Source organism: Cloacibacterium normanense (assembly GCF_002943105.1).
Lineage (GTDB): Bacteria > Bacteroidota > Bacteroidia > Flavobacteriales > Weeksellaceae > Cloacibacterium.
The window spans coordinates 173,620-195,816 of record NZ_PTPZ01000003.1 but is presented as its reverse complement, the minus strand read 5'-3'; the positions used below and the strand labels follow the sequence as shown (position 1 = coordinate 195,816).

The window sequence follows — 22,197 nt, the reverse complement described above, 5'->3', positions numbered from 1 at the left end:
ATCTTTGGAAAAAGAACTTAAAAAAATACTCATCATCTCTTATTACTGGCCTCCAGCTGGAGGACCGGGAGTTCAGCGTTGGTTAAAATTTGTAAAATATTTACCTGATTTTGGTTGGGAACCTACGGTTTTTATTCCAGAAAATCCGAGTTATCCGATTGTAGATGAAACCTTACAAAAAGACGTTCCAAAAAATCTAAAAATGATTAAAACCAAAATTTGGGAACCTTACCAATTGGCTGAAAAATTCGGGAAAGACAATAAAAAATTCAAAGCGGGACAGTTTGATGTCGGCGAAAACCAATCATGGAAAGCCAAACTTTCGATTTTTGTTCGTGGAAATTTCTTTATTCCAGACGCACGTGTTTTTTGGGTAAAACCTTCCGTAGAATTTCTAGAAAAATACCTGAAAGTCAATCACTATGATGTTTTGGTAACAACTGGTCCGCCACATTCTTTGCACTTGATTGGGTTAGGTTTAAAGAAGAAATTTCCAGACTTAAAATGGATTGCAGATTTCCGTGATCCTTGGACTGAAATTTCGTATTACAAACATCTGAAATTGACTAAAATTGCCGATAAAAAGCATAGGAAATTAGAATCTGAAGTGTTCAAAAATGCAGATATTACTTTGGCGACAAGTTATACCGATGCTGAAAATTTCAGAAAAAATGGAGCAAATGCTTTCTGCATTACGAATGGATTTGATGTAGATGCTTCGACTACGCTCAGCATGACAGAAGAAAACTCTAAAACTCTACCACTCTCCAATTTTACCACTAAATTCACGTTAAGTTACATCGGGGTTTTAGAACAACTCAGAAATCCTGAAATTCTTTGGGAAACTTTAAATGATTTGGTTCAAGAAAATGCAGACTTCAAAAACGATTTTGAGTTGAAGTTTGTAGGAAGATTAGATGATAAAATTTTACAAAAAATAGAAAGTTCAGCTCTTAAAAATAACTTAACGAATTTGGGTTATCAAACTCACGATGTTGCGCTAAAACACATGCAAGATTCAACGGTTTTATTGATGACGAATTTCCCTCAAGAATCTTCAAAAGGGATTATTCCAGGAAAAATTTTCGAGTATTTGGCAACGGGAAAAACGATTCTTTCTTTCGGTCCAAAAGATGCTGATGTGGAGAAAATTCTCAATGAAACAAAAGCTGGAAAACATTTTGGCTATGATGAAAAAGAGAATCTAAAGAATTTTATTTTAGAATCTTACCAAAATTGGAAATCAGGAACGCTGAACCAAAACGCTGAAAATATTGAGCAATTTTCTAGAAAAAATTTGACTCATAAACTTGTTGATTTAATGAATAAATGGTTTTAAAATGAAATTGGTATTTGCTTTTTTAGTTTCGATATTTTTAGTTTCGTGTTCATTGATGCAACCGAGAACCGCTAGAACTACATCTCAACTTTCTGAAAAAGAAATCACTACAATTACGCAACTCATTGGCAAAGAGAAAATTGCAAAAGAAGTTTACGAAAATTTCTATGCACAATATCAAAATAATCTTTTCGGAAATATTGCCAAAAGAAAGCAAAAACACATTGAAATTTGGAAAAATATTCTTGCAAAACAGAATATCACCGTTCTAGAAAATGAAAGTTTAGAAGAAACAGAAAACCTTAAAAATCAACTACTTTCGGAGGCGATAGATGAAACTTCGGCGCTGAAAACTGCTATAAAAATAGAAGAATTGAACCTCAATGACCTCTATATCGTAAGAAAAAATAGCCAAAAATCAAGCATTAGAGAAGCAGCAAATGGTATAGAATGCGGCACTAAAAATCATCTTTTTGTTTATTACAGAGCTTTGAGAGAAAAAGGCGAAAAATACACCCATCAATACATTTCGGGCAAAAAATTTAAAAATGTTGTGAATGGTTCTGTGAATTCTTGCAGCATAAAATACGACTAAAATTCTTTATTTTCTCATTGGTAAATTTTCATCCAATAATGGTAAAATTTATTGATTAATAGTACTTTACATTCATTTTAATCAAAATTCAACTTAACTTTCTGTTGTGATTTTTGTCTAATATAAAAATCTCACAGAAATGAAAACCAAATCTTTCACCTTAGTTATTCTTGTGATTTTTGGAATGGTAATTTTTACCAATTACACTTCTAAAAACACTAAAGAAACAGATGCTTCTTCTCTCCTTTTCATGTTAGAAGAAGAAAAATTAGCGCATGATGTGTACACTTTTTTATATTCAAAATGGGAAACTAGACCTTTTGCCAATATCAAAGAAAGTGAAAAAGTGCATATGCAAAAAGTACAAGAACTTTTAGACCAAAATAAAATTCCTTACGAAATTCTTCCCGAAGGAAAATTTAAAAATCAAAATCTTCAAAAATTATACAATGAACTTACTGCAAAAGGAAAAGTTTCAGAAATTGAAGCTTTAAAAGCAGGAGCAACGATAGAAGATGTAGATATTTACGACTTGCAAAGATTAACCAAAGAAACTCAAAACCAAGACATCGCCAATGTTTACAAATTTCTGGAATGTGCTTCTAGAAATCATTTGAGAGCTTTTTCACGTAATTTAGAAATGAGAAACGCTAAGTACGTTCCTCAGTATATTTCTAAAAATGATTACGAAAAAATCATCAATGCAGAACATGAACAATGTGGTCTGCAAAACGGCATGCAATGCCAAAATCAAGGAAAAGGTAGAGGAAATAGAGGAAGAGGAAATGGTTTTGGAAATGAAAATTGCATGAATTAATAAAAAATAGCTTTTCCTCAGTTTATTTCACAGGCAGATTATGACGCTATCATTCATTCGCCTAATGAAAATTGTGGAAATTAATTTTGATTTGATATGAAAAATCGGGAAGATTGCTCTTCCCGATTTTATTTATTTTGAATAGATTTTTTTTGTATTAATCTAGCCAACCCATTTCTTTCATCCAGTCATCATTGTAGATTTTCCCTACATATCTAGAGCCGTGGTCATGAAGCAAAACTACTATGATATCATCTTTGGTAAATTGGTCTTGCATTTGCTTTATCGCAGCAATTGCACTTCCTGCAGAATAACCACAGAAAATCCCTTCTTCTTTAGCTAATTTTCTTGCATAGATCGCGCCATCTTTATCGGTAACTTTCTCGAAATGGTCTATCACAGACATATCATAGTTTTCAGGCAAAATATCTTCGCCAATTCCTTCTGTAATATAAGTGTAAGCATTTTCTAAGTGAATTTCGCCCGTTTCATGAATTTCTTTCAAAATAGAACCATAAGTATCTACACCAATAACTTTGATATCTTTACTTTTTTCTTTGAAAAACGTTCCGCAACCTGTAATCGTGCCTCCAGTTCCTGCTCCTACTACAAAATGAGTCAATTTCCCTTCAGTTTGTTCCCAAATTTCTGGTGCCGTAGATTCATAATGCGCTGCTCTGTTAGAAAGATTATCATATTGGTTTACATACCAAGCGTTTTCAGTTTCTTCGGTTAATCTTTTTGCAGTTTGGTAATAAGAACGCGGATCGGTAGGTTTTACATCAGTAGGACAAATCACCACTTCTGCACCTAAAGCACGTAAAATATCTGCTTTTTCTTTTGATTGTTTAGAATTAGTCACGAAAATACACTTGTAACCTTTGATAATGGCTGCTAAAGCCAATCCCATTCCTGTATTTCCAGAAGTTCCTTCAATGATGGTTCCTCCAGGTTTCAGACGACCGTCTTTTTCAGCATCTTCAATCATTTTCAGTGCCATTCTGTCTTTTACAGAATTCCCAGGATTGAAGGTTTCTACTTTTGCTAAAACCAATGCAGGAAAATCTTCTCCTAAAACGTTGTTTAGCTTTACCAGTGGTGTATTTCCTATCGTTTCTAAAATATTTTTTGCGTAGTTCATTGTAAAAATTTGAGCCGCAAAAATACGATTTTAATTTTAAAAAGAAGCAAGACGTTTTTTTCATCTGTTCACTTTCAGTCCTGCTTTCGCGACTCGCTTTTTTGTTTTTTTGTCATATTGAGCAAACTCGAAATATCTAAAAAACAAAAAGAGCTCAAACAATCGCTCAATCAGGGCTAAAATTCACGTTTCGGTGATTTTTTTGAGGATTTTTAAAAATTTAAACCGTACACTTTGTCATTCCGCAGGAATCTAAACAAATATTTTAAAGTATTTATTGGTTTTATGGGTTTCAATAATGTAACGTGAATTTTATTTTCTAATTTAGAGCAAAAATAATAATCTAAAAAAATGGCAAATCAGTGGGGAATTCCAAGAGAAACTGAAGAATTTGTTCTTAAAAGAGATTTATGTTGTGTTTACTGTGGTGTTGATTTTTCTATAAATCATCAATCCAGAAAAACTCGACCTTCATGGGAACATATTGTAAATGACATTAGAATAAATTCTATTGACAATATTGCTTTGTGCTGCACTTCCTGCAATGCAAGTAAAGGAGCAAAAACTTTAACTGATTGGTTAAAAAGCAATTATTGCTTATCAAAAAATATTAACCAAAACACGGTTGCAGAAGTAGTGAAAAATGCCATTATAAATCCTCCACACTACTAGGTCTCCGAGTTTGTAGTTTAAAAAATTTCCAAACTTATATTTCTACATTCCTTCGAAAATCGAAGATTAGACGAAGTCAATGACAAACTCCGTACTTTAGAAATTTGAGAAAAAAAACTAATTGCTATGTCGCTTCATTGCATTTCTTACATTGCAAAAAAAAACAATAAAATCTGTGAAATCTGTGGGAAACATAAAAGATTTCTCTATAACTCCAACTCTACAATTCTCCCATTCTACAACTCTACAACTAGTTATACTTAATCGCTTTTACAGGAGAAATTTTAGAAATTAGATAACTTGGCAAAATAAGAGCGAATGCAGAAATCGCCAAAATTCCAACAGAAATTCCCAAAATGTAGACAGGGTTTAAATCTACAGGAACCGTGCTTACATAGTAATTCTCAGGATTAAGTTTGATAAATCCGAAGATTTTTTGAAGCACCAAAAATCCTAAACCTATTACATTCCCCATAATCAATCCAGGAATCATAATCAGCAAAGTATAGTTGATGAAAATCGCTCGAATTTGTCCGTTGGTTGCACCCAAAGTTTTCAGCATTCCAATAGAATTGGTGCGCTCAATAATAAGAATAAGCAAAACCATTATGATATTAATGACTACTACAATCAGCATAATCGTGATAATCAGTCCGATGTTGGTATCAAAAATATTAATCCAATCTACGATTTGTGGATATTTATCTGTTGCTTTTTCTGCGTAATTTTTGTAACCAATGAGTTTTTCAATTGTTGGATAAACAGCATCCATATCATCACTGTCTTTCAAGAAAATATCTACTCCTCCCACTTCCGTTTTTGCCATATCTTGAATTTTTCTCACATGATTAATATCGCCGATGATAAACAAATCATCTATCATTTTGATGTCTGTCTTGTAAATTCCAGAAATTTCAAATTTTCTGTAAATGGGTTGTTGGTCTTCTTTAGAAAAAATAGCAACGATGCTATCTTTGGGTTTCAGATGCAAATCATTGGCAATTTTATCGGAAAGAATGACTTGATTGTTATAGCCTTCTTCGGTAAATTTCGGGACTTCTCCAGCTACCATAAAACTCTGAAAACGCTCTGCGTCAAAATCTTTGGCTACACCTTTTAGGATAACACCCGCAAAGTTTTCTTCGGTTCTCAGAATCCCAGAAACCGTAGCATACGATTGCGTGTTAGAAACATCTGATAGATTTTTAATACCCTTTACATTTAATCCTTCTTGGTGAAGCACCGAAGAATTATAGGAAGAATTGCTTTTGGTAGATTTCACAGAAATGTGACCCACGAAATCTGCCATACGATTTTTAATGGCTTTTTTGGAGCCTAAACCCGTAGAAACCGTCACCAATGAAACAATAATTCCCAGCGCTACAGAAAGCCTTCCGATGAAGACAATCACGCGTGAAAGATTATTTTTGTTATCTTTGGAGAACGCTATTTTTTTAGAAAAATATATTGGAAATTTCAAAATCAAATGAATTTAAGTGTCAAAATTAAAGATTTAGTTCTTATTATGCTAATGATTTTTGGGTTACAAAGTTGTAGCACTCAAAAAAACAATGCTAATCCCACTCCAGAACCTGTAAAAACGGTAGAAATTGCCTTAGAAAAACCAAAAAATAAAGAAGAAAATTGTTTTAAAAACGCTGCAGACAGACCAGAACTCTATTTGCCACTTCTGAAAAATAAAACTGTAGCAATAGTTGCTAATCAAACGAGTTTATTGGCAGACAAAACGCATTTGGTAGATTTTTTGGTTCAAAATAATATCAAAATCAAGCATATTTTTGCTCCAGAACACGGTTTTCGTGGAACTGCAGATGCTGGTGAACATGTCAAAAACGGAATTGACACCAAAACGGGTTTACCGATTATTTCGCTTTATGGCGACAATAAAAAACCAAAACCTGAACAATTACAAGGCGTAGACATTGTGCTTTTTGATATTCAAGATGTGGGCGTAAGATTTTACACGTACATTTCTACACTCACTTACGTAATGGAAGCTGCCGCAGAAAATGGTAAAGAAATCATTGTTCTAGACCGTCCAAATCCTCATGATGGTTATACAGACGGACCAGTTTTAAAAGAAAAATGGACCAGTTTCGTAGGACTGCACAAAGTTCCCGTAGTGTATGGATTAACGATTGGGGAATATGGAAAAATGGTGAACGGTGAAAAATGGATGAAAAATGCAGTGCAGGTAAAATATACACTCATCCCAATGCTGAATTATCACAAAAACAAAAGATATCCAATTTCTGAAAAACCTTCGCCTAATTTACCGAATAATCAATCTATCAACCTCTATCCTAGTCTTTGCTTCTTCGAAGGAACGCAGGTTTCTGTAGGAAGAGGAACAGATTTTCCTTTTCAAGTGTATGGAAGTCCTTGGTTAAAAAATCATGAATTTTCTTTTACTCCGAAACCAACTTCAGGTGCAAAAGACCCATTCTTAAATGGTAAATTATGCTACGGAAAAGATTTACGTCAATTCCCAGAAATTAAAGGAAAATTAGATTTAAGCTTCGTAATCAATGCATATCAAAATTTTGACAAAAAAGCTCAAGACTTCTTCTTAAAAAACCTTTGGTTTGATACTTTAGCAGGAACAGATGAATTGCGCAAGCAAATTATTTCGGGAACTCCAGAAACAGAAATTAGAAAATCTTGGCAAAAAGATTTAGAAAATTTCGAGAAAATCCGTCGCAAATATGTTCTCTACGAAAACTAATCAATTGTAAATGGATTTTTTCTCTGATTACAGTTTTTATACGCTATTCTTTTTAGCTGCATTCGCCTTTATTGCAGGATTTTTAGATGCAATAGTTGGCGGTGGTGGTTTGATACAATTGCCCGCTTTGTTGATTCAGTTTCCTCAATTGGCATTGCCTACACTTTTTGGAACCAATAAAATCGCCGCGCTTTCTGGAACCAGCATTGCAGCGGTACAATATGCCAAAAGAATTCGTTTCAACTGGAAAGTTTTGCTTTCAATCTCGCTTTTTTCCTTCCTGTTTTCATTTTTGGGAGCTAGAACAGTGAGTTACTTAGATTCTGAAGCATTAAAACCTTTGATTTTAATTATTCTGATTGCGATTGCGATTTATACTTTCATCAAAAAAGATTTAGGAAATGTCGCGACCAAAGATTTAAGCACCACCAAAAAGATGATTTTCGGAGCAGTGATTGGAGCAGTGATTGGTTTCTACGATGGATTTTTCGGACCGGGAACAGGCAGTTTCTTTGTTTTGGCTTTCGTGGTGATTTTAGGATTTGATTTTCTTTCGGCCTCTGCTTATGCTAAAGTGGTGAATTGCATCACCAATATTTCTGCGCTTTTGGTTTTCATCAGCCACGGAAATTATCTGTTAGAAATAGCCATCTTAATGGCGGTTTTCAATATTGCAGGAAACTTTCTAGGAACAAAAATTGCCTTTAAAAAAGGCAATGGATTTATCAGAATTGTATTTTTAATTATCGTAATGCTGATGATTTTACGATACAGCAAAGAAGTTTTTTGGCCGTAATTTAATCGAAATGTTGCGGGCCTGATTGGTCATTTTTGCTTCTGTTGTAAATAATCATCCCGATGGTAAGCCCTACCATTCCGCCAAGTCCATTAAGGATAGCGCTTTGTAATTTGTCTGGTTGTGTATTCCCGATGTAATTCATCAAAAACACGATGACGAAAGTAATCACCAAAACCACTAAAAATTTAACACTTGTTATTTTCATATTATTATTTTAATTGATAAGAAATCATTACGCCACCTTTATAAGGAATCCATTCTCCGCTTCCATTGATAGAAGCTCCTTCTTCCTTGTCTGCTCTAATATCTGGAAATGCATTAAAATAAGATCTATATTTAGATTGTGCATTGCCACCACCTAAAAATACATCTAAGTTTATCTTGTCATTTACTTTTACTACATATCCTACTGTAGCACCAAGAAAAACAGAATATCCTTCTTGATGAATTCCCAAATTAAGATGGTTGTATTTTTGCATTCTATAAACAGCTGCTCCGGTATTAGCGGCAATATACCAACTTTTAAAACTTTCAGTAAAGTAATAACGATATTCTAAACTCCCAATTGCAAAAAGCATTCTATTTCCGAAAAGTGATTTCCAAGGGGAAACGAAAACATCTGCTTGAAAAGTAGTTTTATCCGTAAGTTTCGTTTCTATTCCTGCGTTTAACATCAGTGCAGGAAGGGTAAAACCATTGACTTTAACATACGTTTGCGCACTAACATTTATTCCAATACTAAATAGTATGAGAAAATAATAATTTTTTAAAAGCATTTGTGTTTAATTTATCTTTTTTAATAATTCTTCAGTTGATGCATATTCATCTCCTTTCGCTTTAGCAATTTCGATAGATTTTTTCGCCCAAAGTTTAGCATTTTTATTATCTCCCAATTTATAATAAATATTGGCTAAAGTATCTGTATTCTGGCTATTTTCTTCTTTTTTTATACCTTCTAAACACAATTGTGTTACTTGAGTCAACAAAGTTTTATCTGTAACGTAGAGGTAAAAATTCCAAGCGACATTATTGAGTTCATCAGTGGCAAAATCTTTTGGATTTTGATAATAATTCAATGCAGATTTTGCGTAATCCTCATATTTTTTTTGAGTAAAAAACAAATCCATATTGATTTTATTCAAAAGTTGCTTTGCTTCTTTTTCGCCATAAATTTTTGTTCCTTCAGCTAAAAAAATAGGTTCATTAATGCTTTGATTATTGGCATCGAAAGATTTTTGTAAAACCGTGTTCAATTTGAGTTGCTTATCATATTCCGCCAAATAACTTTCTGGAATTTGCGTAGAAAGTTCTGCCTTTTTTGCCGTGAAGATTTTATACAAATCATCATCTATGGTTTTGGTAAAAAACAACAACATTCCTGCTTCTTCTTTAGAATATGTAGCGTCTGTTCTCGTTTGGAAATAACGGGTAGCCACTTTTTGAGCCAATGAAAAATCAGTTGCATAGGTATTTTTAATCAATCCCTTTAAAAATTCTGGTTCTTTTTCGCCTGCCTCAAACTTCGCTATTTTATTTTCTAAAGTATTTTCAGGATTCACGGCTTCTTTGGCAATACTGATGAGTTCTTGTGGACTCATGTAGCCTGCAGCTTTATACACCACTTTTCCGTCTCCGTCTATGAATAGCAAAGTAGGATAAGAATAAATGCTGTATTTTTTTGCAATTTCTATTCCTTCTCCTTTTTCCATGTCAATGTGAAGATTCAGGAAATTGGCATTGAAATAATCGCCCACTTCTTTTTTAGGAAATACATTTTTGTCTAACAATTTACACGGACCACACCATGAAGCAAAAGCATCTAAAAAAATGAGTTTATTTTCTTTTTTGGCTTGTTCTAGGGTTTTAGCAAAAGATTGCTTTCCGAATTTTATTCCATCTTGAGAAAAAAGGACTGTAGAAATCACCAAGAATAGGAACAATATAATTTTTTTCATTATCATTTAAAAATTAAGCTACGAAGATAAAATTTTTTGAGGGAACAAAAAATTAATAACCAAAATAATACCAATTTAAAATCTCTATAACAAGGCATTTTTCCGAAATATAAATTCTGAAAGAATAGATAAAGCATCACCTCTTATATATCAGCTCTAAAACCTTTTTCTTATCCTAAAATTTTCTTAACTTTAACTGAATAAAAGACTGATTAAAAACCAATTAAAATCAGCCATTTTTTCCCGTGATTTATTCTCATCTTAAAAAAGAAATGCCATGACACAAGGAATTTCTCAAAAAAAAGCAGCAGAACTTTTGAAACAATACGGCTTCAATGAACTCCCTTCTGCAAAACCGAAAAACGTTTGGCAAATTGCCCTAGAAGTGATTCAAGAGCCCATGTTTATCTTGCTTATGTTTTGTGGTCTCGTCTATGTTTTATTGGGAGATTATACCGAAGGAATGATTCTATTGTGTTGGGTTTTCGTTATTATTTTCATCACTTTTTATCAACACAGAAAAACCGAAAAATCTTTAGAAGCATTGAGACAATTGTCTTCTCCCCGAGCTTTGGTGATTCGTGATGGTGAAGAAATTAGAATTCCCGGAAGAGAAGTCGTTCCCGAAGATGTAGTCATTTTAAATGAAGGAGACCGAGTTCCTGCAGATGCTATTTTATTGGAAAGTCAACACCTTACTATAGACGAATCTTTACTAACTGGCGAATCTGTTCCCGTGATTAAAACCGAAGATAAGGAAGCTCATGTTTTCAGCGGAACACTCATCGTGCAAGGAAAAGGCAAAGCAAAAGTGACGCATACTGGTTCCGAAACACAATTCGGAAAAATTGGCGTTTCGCTACAAAATATAGAACAAGAAAGCACCCGACTGCAAAAAGAGATGAAAAGACTCATTAGAAGTCTGTTTCTAATGGGAATCGCCATCAGTATTGGAGTAATTCTGGCTTTTTATTTTACGAGAGGAAATTTCCTTAATTCTTTATTGAACGGATTGGCTTCTGCCATGTCTATTTTACCAGAAGAATTCCCTGTAGTATTGACTATTTTCTTAGCATTGGGAGCTTGGCGATTATCCAAAAATAATGTATTAACACGCAAACCTTCTGCCATAGAAACACTGGGTTCTGCCACCGTTCTTTGCAGTGATAAAACAGGAACCATTACCCAAAACAAAATGGAAGTTGCTGCGCTTTACTCAGGTGAAAAACTCTATTACAAGAAAGATTTTAAACATTCTTTAGAAAATATTCAAGAGGTTTTAACGGTTTTGGTTCACGCTTCTCAGCGTCATTCTATCGACCCAATGGAAAAAGCGATTGGCAATGAAATCAGCAGATTGACTTTAGCAAAAGAGGATTTAGATTTGGTAAAAGAATATCCACTCAGCAAAGAATTATTTGCCATGACTCGCGTGATGAAATCTAAAAACCAACCAAAAAGTCATGCCTATTGCAAAGGTGCTCCTGAAGCGATTTTCCAATTGTGCCATTTTTCTGAAGAAGAAAACGCTCGTTATACTCAATTGGTTCACCAATTAGCAGAAAGCGGTTATAGAGTTCTCGCAGCAGCTCATTGCGAAATAACTTCTGACGAACTTCCCGAAAAACAAGAAGAATTTCCTTTTATTTTTAGTGGATTAGTTGCTTTTGAAGACCCGATTCGTGAAGAAGTACCAGAAGCCATCAGCGAATGTAACAAAGCAGGAATTAAAGTGATTATGATTACGGGAGACTTTCCTGCAACTGCCAAAAGTATTGCCAATCAGATTGGTTTACAGCACAATGACCAAGTTTTAACGGGTGCTGAACTCCAAAATATGAGTGATGCTGAATTGAAAGAGAAAATAAAAACTACTCATCTTTTTGCAAGAATTGTTCCTGAACAAAAACTACAAATCATCAAAGCTCTGAAAGCCAACGGAGAAATAATAGCGATGACAGGAGATGGTGTAAATGATGCTCCTGCACTGAAAGCTGCGGATATAGGAATTGCCATGGGAATGAAAGGAACAGACGTAGCCAGAGAAGCATCTTCCTTGGTTTTGTTGGATGATAATTTTGCATCTATTGTTTACGCCATTCGTTCTGGAAGAAGAATTTTTGACAATCTTCAAAAAGCCATGTCTTACATTCTTGCCATTCACGTTCCGATTATTGGTTTGGTCTTATTGCCTGCATTTTATTCTTCTTTGCCTATTTTATTGATGCCGATGCATATTGTTTTTATGGAATTGATTATAGACCCAGTTTGTTCTATTGCTTTTGAATCTGAACAAGAAGAAAGAGGCATTATGTACCGACCTCCAAGAGATCCAAATGAACTCTTTTTTGGATGGAAAAAAATAGCTTTTAGCCTAGTGAAAGGATTTTTGTTATTGGCAATGGTGGTGGTGGTTTATTTTCTTTCTCTAAAAGAAGGTCATTCTGATAATGCAGTGAGAGCCATCACATTTTCTTCACTAATTGTAGGAAATGTATTTCTCATTCTCACTTCTTTGTCTGATACTAGAAATTTTGTTTCAGTGATTTTAGAAAACAATAAAGCTTTGGTGATAATATTTACCATAGCGTTTACCTTATTATTTCTCACCATCGGAAACCCAATGTTACAAAAAGTTTTCAGTTTTGAATATCCTGGTCATCAACATTTTATTACTTCTATTATTGGGGCAGTAAGTTTGTTGTTGATTTTAGAGATGATTAAACTTATTAAGTTAAAAAATACATATAAAAAATAAAAATATCCTATTTTTTTTACAAAATCATTAATAAAAATGAAATACAAATTATTTAAAATTAAATATAAAATAAAATAAAAAAAATTAAAAAATCAATAATTATAAAAAAAAATCAATAATTAAAATAGAAAAAAAAATAAAAATCAATAAAACAAACGTATAATTATAATTTTTGATTTATATCATCAAAAGGACTTAAAATATTTAATTAATAATTAATATCTTTGCAAAAGTAATTAGAGAAAGGAAAAATAAACTTTCGTTATTAAAAATTTAATGAAATAAAAAGCTTAACTCTGCTTATTCTCATTATTATTTTTTTTTAATTAAGAAAAAAATAGTTCTTTCTTTTAAGCTTTAATTAGCAAAAAAAATAAACACAGCGAAATGAAAATATTGGTTACTGAAAAAAATGAAATCATAAGAAACCTTATTCTACATATCCTTTCAAAAGAAGGTTATGAACTTAAGTTAGCTTCTAATGGAAAAGAAGCATTTACCTTTTTGTCAGAAGAAAAATTTGATATTATTATTACGAATATTCACTTACAATATTATTCTGGGTTCGAACTTGTTACTTTTATTAAATCTAAGGAACACTTAAAAGATACAAAAATTGTAATTTTATCGGACAATTTCACTCCTGAAAATATTTTAAGACTCTACAAAATGGGAATAGATGATATGATTGAAAAACCATTTACTCCTATGGAAATGATATGCAGATTGGGAAAATTATCAGAATTAATAACTAAAGAAAAAAATATTGGGAAATTTACTTCATAATATACCTAGCTATCTATTAGATTTTTTCTTATTCAATATTATTATTATTAATATTGGAATGTTCTTGGTTTTTATCTATAACATCCCTGTTATTATTAATAGTAAAAAAAATAATAAAATTCGCAATATTTTTAGTGAAATCCTTAGCGAAACTATTCTTTTAGAAAATAAAGAAAACATTGAAAAATTAAAATATTAAAAAAATTAAAAGTTCAAAAAAACAGAAGAATTAGAACCATATTTATAAAAGTTTTAAAAGAATACACGATATTTTTAAAAGGCACTGAATTTGTAACACTTACCGATGTCTATAAATCTTTAGGATTACACATAAAAGATATAAAAGATCTAGACAGTATATTTACTAAACGAGTTCTAGGCGCTTTAGATCGCCTCAATAGATTTAAAATTGTGGTAAACCGGACAAAAATCAAAAAGTTACAAAAACATAAAAATTCAGAAATACGTGAACTTGCCAACGCTTACACCCTCAACATTTATGATAGGGATGATATTTACGAGTTCTTTGATTTTACAACAGAACCTTTTACACCGTGGCAACAATTAGAATATTTTCAATTAATCATCAATAGACCTACTGCACCAAAAGCAGATTTCAGCAAATGGATTAATTCCAACTATGTAAATTCTATAATAAGCTTATCGCTAGATTTGGTTGCTCATTATCATCAGAATACTGCTATTGAGCCTATTCATAGTATGATTAAAATAAACAATACCAAGATGAGACGTAAAATGATTAAAACGCTTGGTCTACTTAATCAAAAAGAATCTATTAATATTCTCATGGAACTTTATAATGAAGAAAGTGATGTAAATTGCAAAATAGAAATCATTAAAAGCCTTGGATATATGGGCAATAAGAATGAACAAGTAACTCAATTTTTAGAAAATTTACTCCACACGGAATTTCATACTAATTTTAGAAAAGCCATCCTGATTGCTTTATCAAGAGCTACTTCTTCAGAATCTATTTTAGAAAATAAAATATATCGTTATGAACTTGAAAAAACAGTTCCTCACGAACAAAAAATTTTATAATGGAAGACATTTTACACACAGCATTAGATTATTATAAAGAAATAGAATTTTCTAATTTTTATAACTCCTCTATGAGAGCCGTAGCTATAGGGATGTTCATGAGTCTTCTTTTGACAAATTTATTATCATTCTTAGCAATAAAAAAATACCTCTTTAAAAGAAAATTTTCGCAAAGCAAAAAACTTGCTTTAATGAATCATGCACCAGGAATAAGCATCATTACAGGTGCTTACAATGAATCTGTAACCATTATAGATAATGTGCATTCACTACTTTCTTTAAATTATCATAAATTCGAACTTGTTGTGGTAAATGATGGAAGCAGTGATGACACATTAGACAAACTGATTAAAGAATTTAAACTAGAAGAAACCAAATATATTTTTGAAACAGTAGTACCATCTGCACCCATTAGAGGTATCTATCGATCTACAGATATGGCCTACAAAAATCTAGTGGTAATTGATAAGTTTAATGGCGGTGGTAAAGCCGATGCCCTCAATGCAGGACTTAATATTGCTAAATACGACTATTTTTTAAACATAGATGTAGATTGCGTTTTGGATTTTGATACGCTACTCATTATGATGGATGTAGTACTTAATGAGAAAAAAAGATGTATAGGGGTAGGAGCTACACTAAGAATGTCTAATTCTAGTTTTGTAAACAGAGGTACTATGGAAAATGTAGGCGTTCCAAAAAAACTATTGGTAAGGTTTCAGGAATTAGAATACATTCGGTCATTTGTACTAGGAAAAATGGCATGGTCTTATTTGAATGCAGTTCCTAATATTTCTGGAGGGTTAGGTTTGTTTGACAAAGAAATTGTGTTAAAAATTGGGGGTTATGATAAAAATTCTTTAGGCGAAGATATGGACTTAGTTTTTAGAATGGTAGGTTACATGCAAGAGACCAATCAGCCTTATTGTGTAAGAAGTGTTCCTAGAACTCTTTGCTGGACAGAAGGCCCAGAAACCTTAAAAATTCTAGTAAGACAGCGTATAAGATGGTCTAGAGGTCTGTTTCAAATATTGAAAAAGAATAAAAAAGTATTCCTTAATCCTAAATATGGAAGGATGGGGTTTATTATTTTTCCTTATAACTTATTTTTTGAATTTTTATCTCCCTTTGTAGAATTTATAGGCATTTTTGTTTTAATTTACAGTTATTTCTACGACCCTATAGCTTTTATGAATATTCTTTACCTTATAATAGCTGTCATAAGTTTTTATATAGGATTAAGCTTCTCCGCAGTATTTTTAGATCGAAAGGTATTTAACTATTATAAGAATGGTTTTGTAACATTGGGAATTTCCGCAATGGCTCTTTTAGAACCCTTTATATATCATCCCATCATAGTATATTGTAGTTTAAAAGGATATTATGATGAACTTACAGGCAAGAAAAAGAAATGGGGAGTCATGACAAGAAAAGGCTTTAACAAAACAAATTAAAATTATGAAACATTATTGGTATAAGAAAAGTACATCTATTGTAGCAATTATTTTTAGCGGTTTTATCTTTGCTCAAAATCACAGTGATTCTATAAAAATTAAAGAATCTGTAATCAAAGAAAATCCAACAGATTCTTTAAAAGCACCACTTAATCAAGTAGGTCTCTCCCAAGTACAAAGCATTTATAGTGGTGGAATTTCTACCATGAGCAATACTTCTCTGCACTACATGAGAAAAACTAAAAACCAAAAATTAACCTTTATAGGTAGAGTAAACCTAAAATCTAGAGCAGAAATCACCAGCTTAAAATATGATTTAGAAGTTTATGCAAAACATGGTAAAAACCATTACTCATTTATCGGAGCAAGTGTATCTGACCAAAAACTATTTCCTAATTATGAACTATTCTATTCATTTTACAGCAATTTAGGCAAAGGCTGGGAATTAGAAACAGGAACGAAGTTTTTATCGGCAGAAAACTTTGATTTGGTAACGCCTATTATAGGAATCACGAAAGAAAGCGACCAAAATAGAATCAGTTTCAGAAATTTCATCACCTTCAGTCAAGGTAATACTTATTATTCTAATATGCTACAGTGGCGTAACTTTTTCAATGAAAAAAGAGACAATTTTTCTGTAGTCACTGGTTTCGGTAACGCGCCAGACAGCAGAAATATAGACCTTGCTCAGGATTTTATTACCAATAAAACGTTTTTTGCAGGATTAGGATACGAAAAGAACTTTAAACCTTTTAAAATTTCTGCCACCTCTGTTTATAACCGAAACCAATACAGCACAGGTAGAACATTTAATCAGTATGATATCTATCTTAATCTAATGTATGATTTCTAAGAAAATTATAATTCAAATAAATCCCATCCTAGCATGCTAGATAAAAAACCAATTCAAGATTTATTTCGTGCAGAATTACTCATTAAGATTTAGAATGTGCGGAATGTTCTTATTTACAATCTGGCAAAAAACACAACTTGTATTGCTTATATATAAGGGTTATTTTGTAAAATTATTAAAGTGGTCTAAACAAGTGAAATAAGTTTGTTTATCTCGGAATATCAGCTAGAATAAAATAGATTTAATTCTAGTATCAAATTATTTTTTTTTAGCAGTAAATAAGTTTAAGAACAAAACCAAATTCGTACATCAAATTTGACAAACTGATTTTAATTCTTTCAAAGCAATTGGTCGGATTTATTACTATCTGAATACTATTTTGTATGATTATTAGTGGGAAACCATAATAGTAGGGTTATACTAATATAGAAGTCTAGAATTAGCAAATCCCTTGGAAATAATTAATTATTAGTCAATCAATTATTGGATACTAGTAGTATTTTTTAACTTTATTTCATAAAAAGAATCAAAAACCTGTAAATTAATAAATAATTCAATCAATAACAATATTTCATTATAAAAAGAGTCTTTTAAACAATGGGTTTATGCAAAAGATAGTTATTACTTGAACTCTGTAAAAAATTCGTAAAAATTTGCGTTTTTTTATTGAAATCTTTTTAAATTTACTTCTGGATGAATTTCTTCGCCGTTTTCTAAATGACGGTAAAGATTAATGGAGAAATAATTTCCATTGAGAATTCCTCTTGCTCCCAATCCGTTAAACACATATAAATTCCCAAATTCTGGATAATTTCCTAAAATCGGTCTTCTATCTTTAACGGTAGGTCTAAAGCCAAATTTCACCTCTTTTACTTCGAAATCATGAGGATAAAACTCTGCTAAAGCATTAGTAAGTTTTTCTACCGCAGCATCGTCAATTTTATGATAGATTTGTTCACGATCATACGTTCCGCCGTAATAATAATTTCCATTGTTCAATGGAAAAATAAAATGCTTCTTTTTAATCGTAAAACCATCTTCTAAAGGCACTGAAAGTTGAACTTCTAAATGATGGCCTTTATTCTGATGTACGGGGATTTCAGCGAAAAATGGGTTTTCTTTGACCGCCATTCCTTCGGCAAAGATTATTTTTTTAAACGAAATATCTTTGTAGGTTGAATCACTTGGTTTCAATAATTTATAATCAAATTTTTCTTTGATAAGATAATTTTGACTTTCTAAAAAGTTCATCATATCTGTGAAAAAACCTCTTACATCTAACCGAGCGGATTGATTCACTACTCCACATTCAAATGGATTTTTGACAGAATTTAATTTTACAAAATCTTTGGAAAGAAATGGTTTCAAGCTTTCGTCATCTGATTTTTTCAGCCATAATGCTTTTTCTTTATCGTCATGAAAAACTCTTAGAATAGGCTTTTCTATCAGGTAATTTTGGCCAGTATATTGTTCAATTTCGGTCATGGTATTTTTAAGGGAATCGATTTGTTCCTGTGCCAACCAAAAAGTGGTAAAACGTTTAAGAACCGCAGGATTTATCATTCCTGCAGAAACCATTGATGCGCTCTTTTTGCCTTCGGTAAAAAGTAAAAATGATTTATTATTTTTAATGAATTGATGCGCTAAAAACATTGCTGCATAACCATCTCCTACGATAATATATTCTACGGATTTCGTCATAAACTGTCAATAAAAAAACCTAAGCAAAGATACTTAGGTTTTTGTTTATATAAGGATATTTGGATTAATAATTCCACATATCGTTTTCCATTTCTAGAATTTGATTTTTAATTCTGTCTGATTCTTCTAGTTGTTCTTCTGCATCATTAGGAATATAATCTTTAATGATTCCTGTTCCTAAACCATTATCTGATTTATAAATAATTGAAGAAAATCTTCTCGCATTAAGAATATCATCATAAGTTAAATCTGAAGATAAGTTTCTGTTATTAAAAACTACTGAATTGGCAAGAACTTCTCTAGCATCTGGATAGAACACCCAGAAAAGATCAATCAATTCATCTTTATTACCTAACGAAACTCCATCTGCAGTTTTTTCTGCCATCATAGTAGGATCTGGTCCCATCGCAGCAATACCTAACAGTCTGTATTTCATTTGACCATCTCTTCTGTCTACGTACCACATTCCTTTAATTTTAAGAAGTTTTACGTTTTCGGTTTTGGTTTCAATAACATCTGTTCCAGCTTTGATGTCTTCTGGTGTAAGTTTTTCTCCAGCATTTCTTTTATCAATTAACCAATCTGATTCTTTAGTAATCGAAAGTCTTTGTTTAATTGCTTCTGGAGACAATTTGGTCATGAACATTTCATCATCATAAACTTCTTTAATCTTCCCACTCATTATGTTTTCTATCAGTAATTGATAGAGGGATTTATTACTAGAAACTATACCGTCTGCATTATGATAAAATGGTTGATTAATCTTTTCATTCATATCTATGATTTCCCAAATCACCATACTTCTTAGTACATCTTTTTCGTCAATATAACCATAACTAAGGGGTACATTTCTAGAAGAAACTATAGAATCTCCTTTTTTCACCTTTCCCATATCTCTGTATACTCTAAATGCTTCAGGTGATTTAGCATTTAGAATAGAAAGTGAGTTAATCGGTTCTAGCTCTTCTTTTGGTTGTGGCGTAACTTCAATATTAACATTAGTAGTTGGAGTAGAAGTTACTACTTCAGCTGCTGGAGTTTCTTTTTTAGCAACAGTAGTTTTTTTAGCAGTCTTCTTCGTAGCTCTTTTCTTAGTCTGCGCATCTACAGAGAAAACACTTAATGCTAATAGTAAAATTAAAATCTTTTTCATTTTATAATGATATGAAATAATGTTATTCTTAATAACTCATTTATTGAACATTTATTACAACTGGACTGATTTTCTTGAGTGTCTGCCCTCCTAAACCTGACGCAGTAGCTTGAATGTCAGCGATGTAACAAATATCACCAGTTCTTAAATTCTTAGTAAGACTAGCGACGGAGCTTAATGAGTTTCCATTTATAAACATTGCTGCTCTACCTGGAACTTTAAATTTAAAACCAGTAACCTCAAATGTAACAGGGAAATCAAAATCAGGGATTCCTGCTCCTACAGTTTGATTTGCAATAGAACTTGCTGGCATTGTAAGTTCATTTTCCCCTCTAATTTGTCCTTGTGGTCTTGGTACATTTTTAATTCTAAACTCAAATTTCTGAGTAATTACTTGACCTTTTGGTCCTCTACCAGAAATGGTTAATGTAGTAGTATTTCCTGACCCTGGAGTTACAACCCAAGAACCACCTCCTTTTTTAGTAACCGTTCCTCCAGTTGCTGTAAGTGTAGTTTGGCTATTATCAGCACCAAGGATAGAACCAGAAATAGGGTTCTGCACTCCACGGTATAAAACGTTCATTTTATCAGCAGATAATAAAGCTCCACTTTCGAAGGCTACTTCTTTAGCTCCTGGAACTACTCTATATGGATGAGAGAATTTGTATTCTAATTTTTTACCATTAGCATCGTTAAATGAAACTACGCCATTAAAAGTATATTCACCTGGAGTAGAAGAAACTAATGATTTATAACCAATTCCGTTTTCTGTTCTGTCTGCACCAGCAACACCAAATCCTGGTAAATTGCTATCATAAGTACCAATAAATACTTTCGCTTCAGCTGGTTCTCCTTGAATAATTACATCTGGAGCAGCAACTACAGCTTCGAAAGCATCAAATTTGATATCTGCATCTACTTTTTCTCTTAACATTAAAGAAAGAGCATCTGATTGTAAGTTTCTCGCTTCTGACTGAATAACTTCTAAGTTAGATAGCGCAGCAATTAAAGGCTGATTATAAAATTTGTATTGTATCCAATTTTTTCCTTGATTTTTATAAAGTGCGTCATCAGTAGACAATCTCTCTTTAGCTCTTTCAACTACAGAAACTAAATCTTTATTGTTTCCAAAATTTTGAATGATGTAGCTTTGAAGAGCAGCCATTTTAGACTTTAAATCCTCAGAATTATTAGATGGCATCTCAGCATCACCGCCTTTAAAGAACTTTTTAGTTACAGCGTCTGTATTGTTTAGAGAAGAAAAATTATCTTCTACAGTTTTGTTAGCATCAAAACCTGCTTCCGTTTTTAATTGTCCTTTTATATTTTCAATAAAATCAACTAAATCATCAGCTTTTAACTTCATTCCTTTGTATTGTTGATTTGCCAAACCAAAGGTTTCAGGTGAATTATCAGCTTTTGCTTTTAAGGTAATTTCGAAAATATCATTTTTCTCTTCTGAAGATTTTCTAGAATCCGTAAGAGATTGATTGGTATCTTGGAATGATCTAATGATTTCTTGGTCTATTTGCATTGCAAGCATTGCAATGAAAACCAGATACATCAGGTTAATCATCTTCTGACGAGGTGTTTGTTTTCCTTTTGCCATTTTAATTCTTCTTTTTTAAATTTTTATTGATTAAAATATTGAAAGAAAATTAAGCTTTCATTGCAGAAAGCATACCTCCGTAAACTCTATTAAGATTATTTAAATTAGATGTAAGACCTGCTAATTCCTCGTTAAACTTCTGAGATTGGTCTGCAGATTTTTGGATATCTTCTACATACTTTTTACTCATTTCGCTTTGTGCTTTACCATGCTCTAATTGCAGCGAATACAATGCATTCATACTTTCTAGGTGACTAGCAGCCAAAGTTAATTGATCATTATATTTGGAAGTAGCTTGAGATACATCTACCGTAGAATTGATTTGCTCTACAGAAGTTGAAAATTTATCAATTCCTGTTTTTAGTCTTTCAAATAATTCTACATCAAGTTTAGCATCTGCTAACATTTTATCTAATTTATTTGATAAGGTAACGTCTAAGTCAGATGTTTCTACCGCAGCTACTTTTCTAGCTTTTGGCTGAGCATCTGCATCTAATAATTCTGGATAAACATTTTCCCATGCATAATGTGATTCTTCTTTAGGTGCATCAAAAGCAAAAATTAAGAAAATCAAAGCTTCTACGCCTAGACCAATTGCCAGAATCCAAGTCCCAGTTAACGCTCCAATATTCCAGTGATTTAACTTAAATAATGCTCCTAAAATTACAACAGCCGCGCCTGCAGAATAAATAAAGTTTAAAGATGAATCTTTAGTTTTAAACGGATTACCTAACATATCTTTGATTTTTATATTTTA

Annotated in this window: 20 protein-coding genes; 11 read left to right on the top strand and 9 right to left on the bottom strand. The window is 32.2% G+C overall.

Features of this window, described 5'->3' with window-relative positions:
• The first annotated feature begins 4 nt into the window (after positions 1-4).
• The 3 genes from C3729_RS06370 (at position 5) to C3729_RS06360 (ending at position 2,751) form a co-directional block, all read left to right on the top strand.
• The gene (locus C3729_RS06370) at positions 5-1,339 is read left to right on the top strand and encodes a glycosyl transferase family 1 (protein ID WP_104793390.1); all 1,335 of its coding nucleotides are present in this window, start codon (positions 5-7) and stop codon (positions 1,337-1,339) included.
• A 1-nt stretch (position 1,340) separates the two neighbouring features.
• A complete protein-coding gene (locus C3729_RS06365; protein WP_104793389.1) occupies positions 1,341-1,934 on the top strand; it encodes a DUF2202 domain-containing protein in 594 nt (197 codons plus the stop codon).
• 139 nt (positions 1,935-2,073) lie between these two features.
• Positions 2,074-2,751 carry a DUF2202 domain-containing protein gene (locus C3729_RS06360; protein WP_104793388.1) on the top strand — a complete coding sequence of 226 codons (678 nt, stop codon included), beginning with the start codon at positions 2,074-2,076 and terminating at the stop codon, positions 2,749-2,751.
• A gap of 157 nt (positions 2,752-2,908) precedes the next feature.
• Here the strand turns inward: C3729_RS06360 and C3729_RS06355 are convergent, their stop codons facing one another.
• The gene (locus C3729_RS06355; protein ID WP_104793387.1) at positions 2,909-3,892 is read right to left on the bottom strand and encodes a PLP-dependent cysteine synthase family protein; all 984 of its coding nucleotides are present in this window, start codon (positions 3,890-3,892) and stop codon (positions 2,909-2,911) included.
• A 351-nt stretch (positions 3,893-4,243) separates the two neighbouring features.
• On the opposite strand from C3729_RS06355, the gene C3729_RS06350 reads away from it, so the two are divergent.
• A complete protein-coding gene (locus C3729_RS06350) occupies positions 4,244-4,564 on the top strand; it encodes an HNH endonuclease (RefSeq protein ID WP_104793386.1) in 321 nt (106 codons plus the stop codon).
• Positions 4,565-4,814: 250 nt separating this feature from the next.
• Here C3729_RS06350 and C3729_RS06345 read toward each other — a convergent pair whose 3' ends face one another.
• Positions 4,815-6,044, bottom strand: a complete 1,230-nt coding sequence (locus C3729_RS06345; RefSeq protein ID WP_104793618.1) for an ABC transporter permease — start codon at positions 6,042-6,044, stop codon at positions 4,815-4,817.
• Between the two features lie 6 nt (positions 6,045-6,050).
• Here C3729_RS06345 and C3729_RS06340 point away from each other — a divergent pair, with 6 nt between their 5' ends.
• Positions 6,051-7,310, top strand: coding sequence for an exo-beta-N-acetylmuramidase NamZ domain-containing protein (locus tag C3729_RS06340; protein ID WP_104793385.1), 1,260 nt, complete (start codon positions 6,051-6,053; stop codon positions 7,308-7,310).
• 10 nt (positions 7,311-7,320) lie between these two features.
• The gene (locus tag C3729_RS06335; RefSeq protein WP_104793384.1) at positions 7,321-8,106 is read left to right on the top strand and encodes a sulfite exporter TauE/SafE family protein; all 786 of its coding nucleotides are present in this window, start codon (positions 7,321-7,323) and stop codon (positions 8,104-8,106) included.
• A gap of 1 nt (position 8,107) precedes the next feature.
• Here C3729_RS06335 and C3729_RS06330 read toward each other — a convergent pair whose 3' ends face one another.
• Genes C3729_RS06330 through C3729_RS06320 form a run of 3 tightly spaced genes read right to left on the bottom strand, consistent with a single transcriptional unit; the run spans position 8,108 to position 10,064 of the window.
• On the bottom strand, positions 8,108-8,314 hold the full coding sequence (locus C3729_RS06330) for a hypothetical protein (protein ID WP_104793383.1): 207 nt from the start codon (positions 8,312-8,314) through the stop codon (positions 8,108-8,110).
• Positions 8,315-8,318: 4 nt separating this feature from the next.
• Positions 8,319-8,885, bottom strand: a complete 567-nt coding sequence (locus C3729_RS06325) for a DUF3575 domain-containing protein (RefSeq protein ID WP_104793382.1) — start codon at positions 8,883-8,885, stop codon at positions 8,319-8,321.
• Positions 8,886-8,891: 6 nt separating this feature from the next.
• Positions 8,892-10,064, bottom strand: a complete 1,173-nt coding sequence (locus tag C3729_RS06320; protein WP_165785734.1) for a thioredoxin family protein — start codon at positions 10,062-10,064, stop codon at positions 8,892-8,894.
• Positions 10,065-10,341: 277 nt separating this feature from the next.
• Here C3729_RS06320 and C3729_RS06315 point away from each other — a divergent pair, with 277 nt between their 5' ends.
• The 5 genes from C3729_RS06315 to C3729_RS06295 all read left to right on the top strand — a co-directional run bounded on the left by C3729_RS06315 (position 10,342) and on the right by C3729_RS06295 (position 16,977).
• The gene (locus tag C3729_RS06315; protein ID WP_104793380.1) at positions 10,342-12,822 is read left to right on the top strand and encodes a cation-translocating P-type ATPase; all 2,481 of its coding nucleotides are present in this window, start codon (positions 10,342-10,344) and stop codon (positions 12,820-12,822) included.
• 387 nt (positions 12,823-13,209) lie between these two features.
• On the top strand, positions 13,210-13,608 hold the full coding sequence (locus tag C3729_RS06310) for a PleD family two-component system response regulator (RefSeq protein ID WP_104793379.1): 399 nt from the start codon (positions 13,210-13,212) through the stop codon (positions 13,606-13,608).
• Positions 13,609-14,019: 411 nt separating this feature from the next.
• Entirely contained in the window at positions 14,020-14,670 is a 651-nt protein-coding gene (locus tag C3729_RS06305) for a HEAT repeat domain-containing protein (protein WP_104793378.1), read from the top strand.
• Between the two features lie 191 nt (positions 14,671-14,861).
• Positions 14,862-16,124, top strand: a complete 1,263-nt coding sequence (locus C3729_RS06300) for a glycosyltransferase family 2 protein (protein WP_165785732.1) — start codon at positions 14,862-14,864, stop codon at positions 16,122-16,124.
• 4 nt (positions 16,125-16,128) lie between these two features.
• Positions 16,129-16,977 carry a YaiO family outer membrane beta-barrel protein gene (locus tag C3729_RS06295; protein WP_104793376.1) on the top strand — a complete coding sequence of 283 codons (849 nt, stop codon included), beginning with the start codon at positions 16,129-16,131 and terminating at the stop codon, positions 16,975-16,977.
• Positions 16,978-17,640: 663 nt separating this feature from the next.
• On the opposite strand, the gene C3729_RS06290 is transcribed toward C3729_RS06295, so the two are convergent.
• From C3729_RS06290 to gldL, 4 genes are all read right to left on the bottom strand, one after another.
• Positions 17,641-18,678 (bottom strand): NAD(P)/FAD-dependent oxidoreductase, encoded by a 1,038-nt coding sequence (locus C3729_RS06290; protein WP_104793375.1) that lies wholly within the window; start codon positions 18,676-18,678, stop codon positions 17,641-17,643.
• A gap of 64 nt (positions 18,679-18,742) precedes the next feature.
• Entirely contained in the window at positions 18,743-19,831 is a 1,089-nt protein-coding gene (gene gldN, locus C3729_RS06285) for a gliding motility protein GldN (RefSeq protein ID WP_104793374.1), read from the bottom strand.
• Between the two features lie 40 nt (positions 19,832-19,871).
• A complete protein-coding gene (gldM, locus tag C3729_RS06280) occupies positions 19,872-21,440 on the bottom strand; it encodes a gliding motility protein GldM (RefSeq protein WP_104793373.1) in 1,569 nt (522 codons plus the stop codon).
• Between the two features lie 49 nt (positions 21,441-21,489).
• Positions 21,490-22,176, bottom strand: coding sequence for a gliding motility protein GldL (gene gldL, locus C3729_RS06275; protein ID WP_104793372.1), 687 nt, complete (start codon positions 22,174-22,176; stop codon positions 21,490-21,492).
• Positions 22,177-22,197 lie beyond the last annotated feature (21 nt).

What these genes read in the sequence shown, in the direction of transcription:
- C3729_RS06365 (WP_104793389.1), top strand. Translation starts at nt 1,341, where the DNA reads ATGAAATTGGTATTTGCTTTTTTAGTTTCGATATTTTTAGTTTCGTGT.
- C3729_RS06360 (WP_104793388.1), top strand. Translation starts at nt 2,074, where the DNA reads ATGAAAACCAAATCTTTCACCTTAGTTATTCTTGTGATTTTTGGAATG.
- C3729_RS06355 (WP_104793387.1), bottom strand. Translation starts at nt 3,892, where the DNA reads ATGAACTACGCAAAAAATATTTTAGAAACGATAGGAAATACACCACTG.
- C3729_RS06350 (WP_104793386.1), top strand. Translation starts at nt 4,244, where the DNA reads ATGGCAAATCAGTGGGGAATTCCAAGAGAAACTGAAGAATTTGTTCTT.
- C3729_RS06340 (WP_104793385.1), top strand. Translation starts at nt 6,051, where the DNA reads ATGAATTTAAGTGTCAAAATTAAAGATTTAGTTCTTATTATGCTAATG.
- C3729_RS06335 (WP_104793384.1), top strand. Translation starts at nt 7,321, where the DNA reads ATGGATTTTTTCTCTGATTACAGTTTTTATACGCTATTCTTTTTAGCT.
- C3729_RS06330 (WP_104793383.1), bottom strand. Translation starts at nt 8,314, where the DNA reads ATGAAAATAACAAGTGTTAAATTTTTAGTGGTTTTGGTGATTACTTTC.
- C3729_RS06325 (WP_104793382.1), bottom strand. Translation starts at nt 8,885, where the DNA reads ATGCTTTTAAAAAATTATTATTTTCTCATACTATTTAGTATTGGAATA.
- C3729_RS06320 (WP_165785734.1), bottom strand. Translation starts at nt 10,064, where the DNA reads ATGAAAAAAATTATATTGTTCCTATTCTTGGTGATTTCTACAGTCCTT.
- C3729_RS06315 (WP_104793380.1), top strand. Translation starts at nt 10,342, where the DNA reads ATGACACAAGGAATTTCTCAAAAAAAAGCAGCAGAACTTTTGAAACAA.
- C3729_RS06310 (WP_104793379.1), top strand. Translation starts at nt 13,210, where the DNA reads ATGAAAATATTGGTTACTGAAAAAAATGAAATCATAAGAAACCTTATT.
- C3729_RS06300 (WP_165785732.1), top strand. Translation starts at nt 14,862, where the DNA reads ATGAATCATGCACCAGGAATAAGCATCATTACAGGTGCTTACAATGAA.
- C3729_RS06295 (WP_104793376.1), top strand. Translation starts at nt 16,129, where the DNA reads ATGAAACATTATTGGTATAAGAAAAGTACATCTATTGTAGCAATTATT.
- C3729_RS06290 (WP_104793375.1), bottom strand. Translation starts at nt 18,678, where the DNA reads ATGACGAAATCCGTAGAATATATTATCGTAGGAGATGGTTATGCAGCA.
- gldN (WP_104793374.1), bottom strand. Translation starts at nt 19,831, where the DNA reads ATGAAAAAGATTTTAATTTTACTATTAGCATTAAGTGTTTTCTCTGTA.
- gldM (WP_104793373.1), bottom strand. Translation starts at nt 21,440, where the DNA reads ATGGCAAAAGGAAAACAAACACCTCGTCAGAAGATGATTAACCTGATG.
- gldL (WP_104793372.1), bottom strand. Translation starts at nt 22,176, where the DNA reads ATGTTAGGTAATCCGTTTAAAACTAAAGATTCATCTTTAAACTTTATT.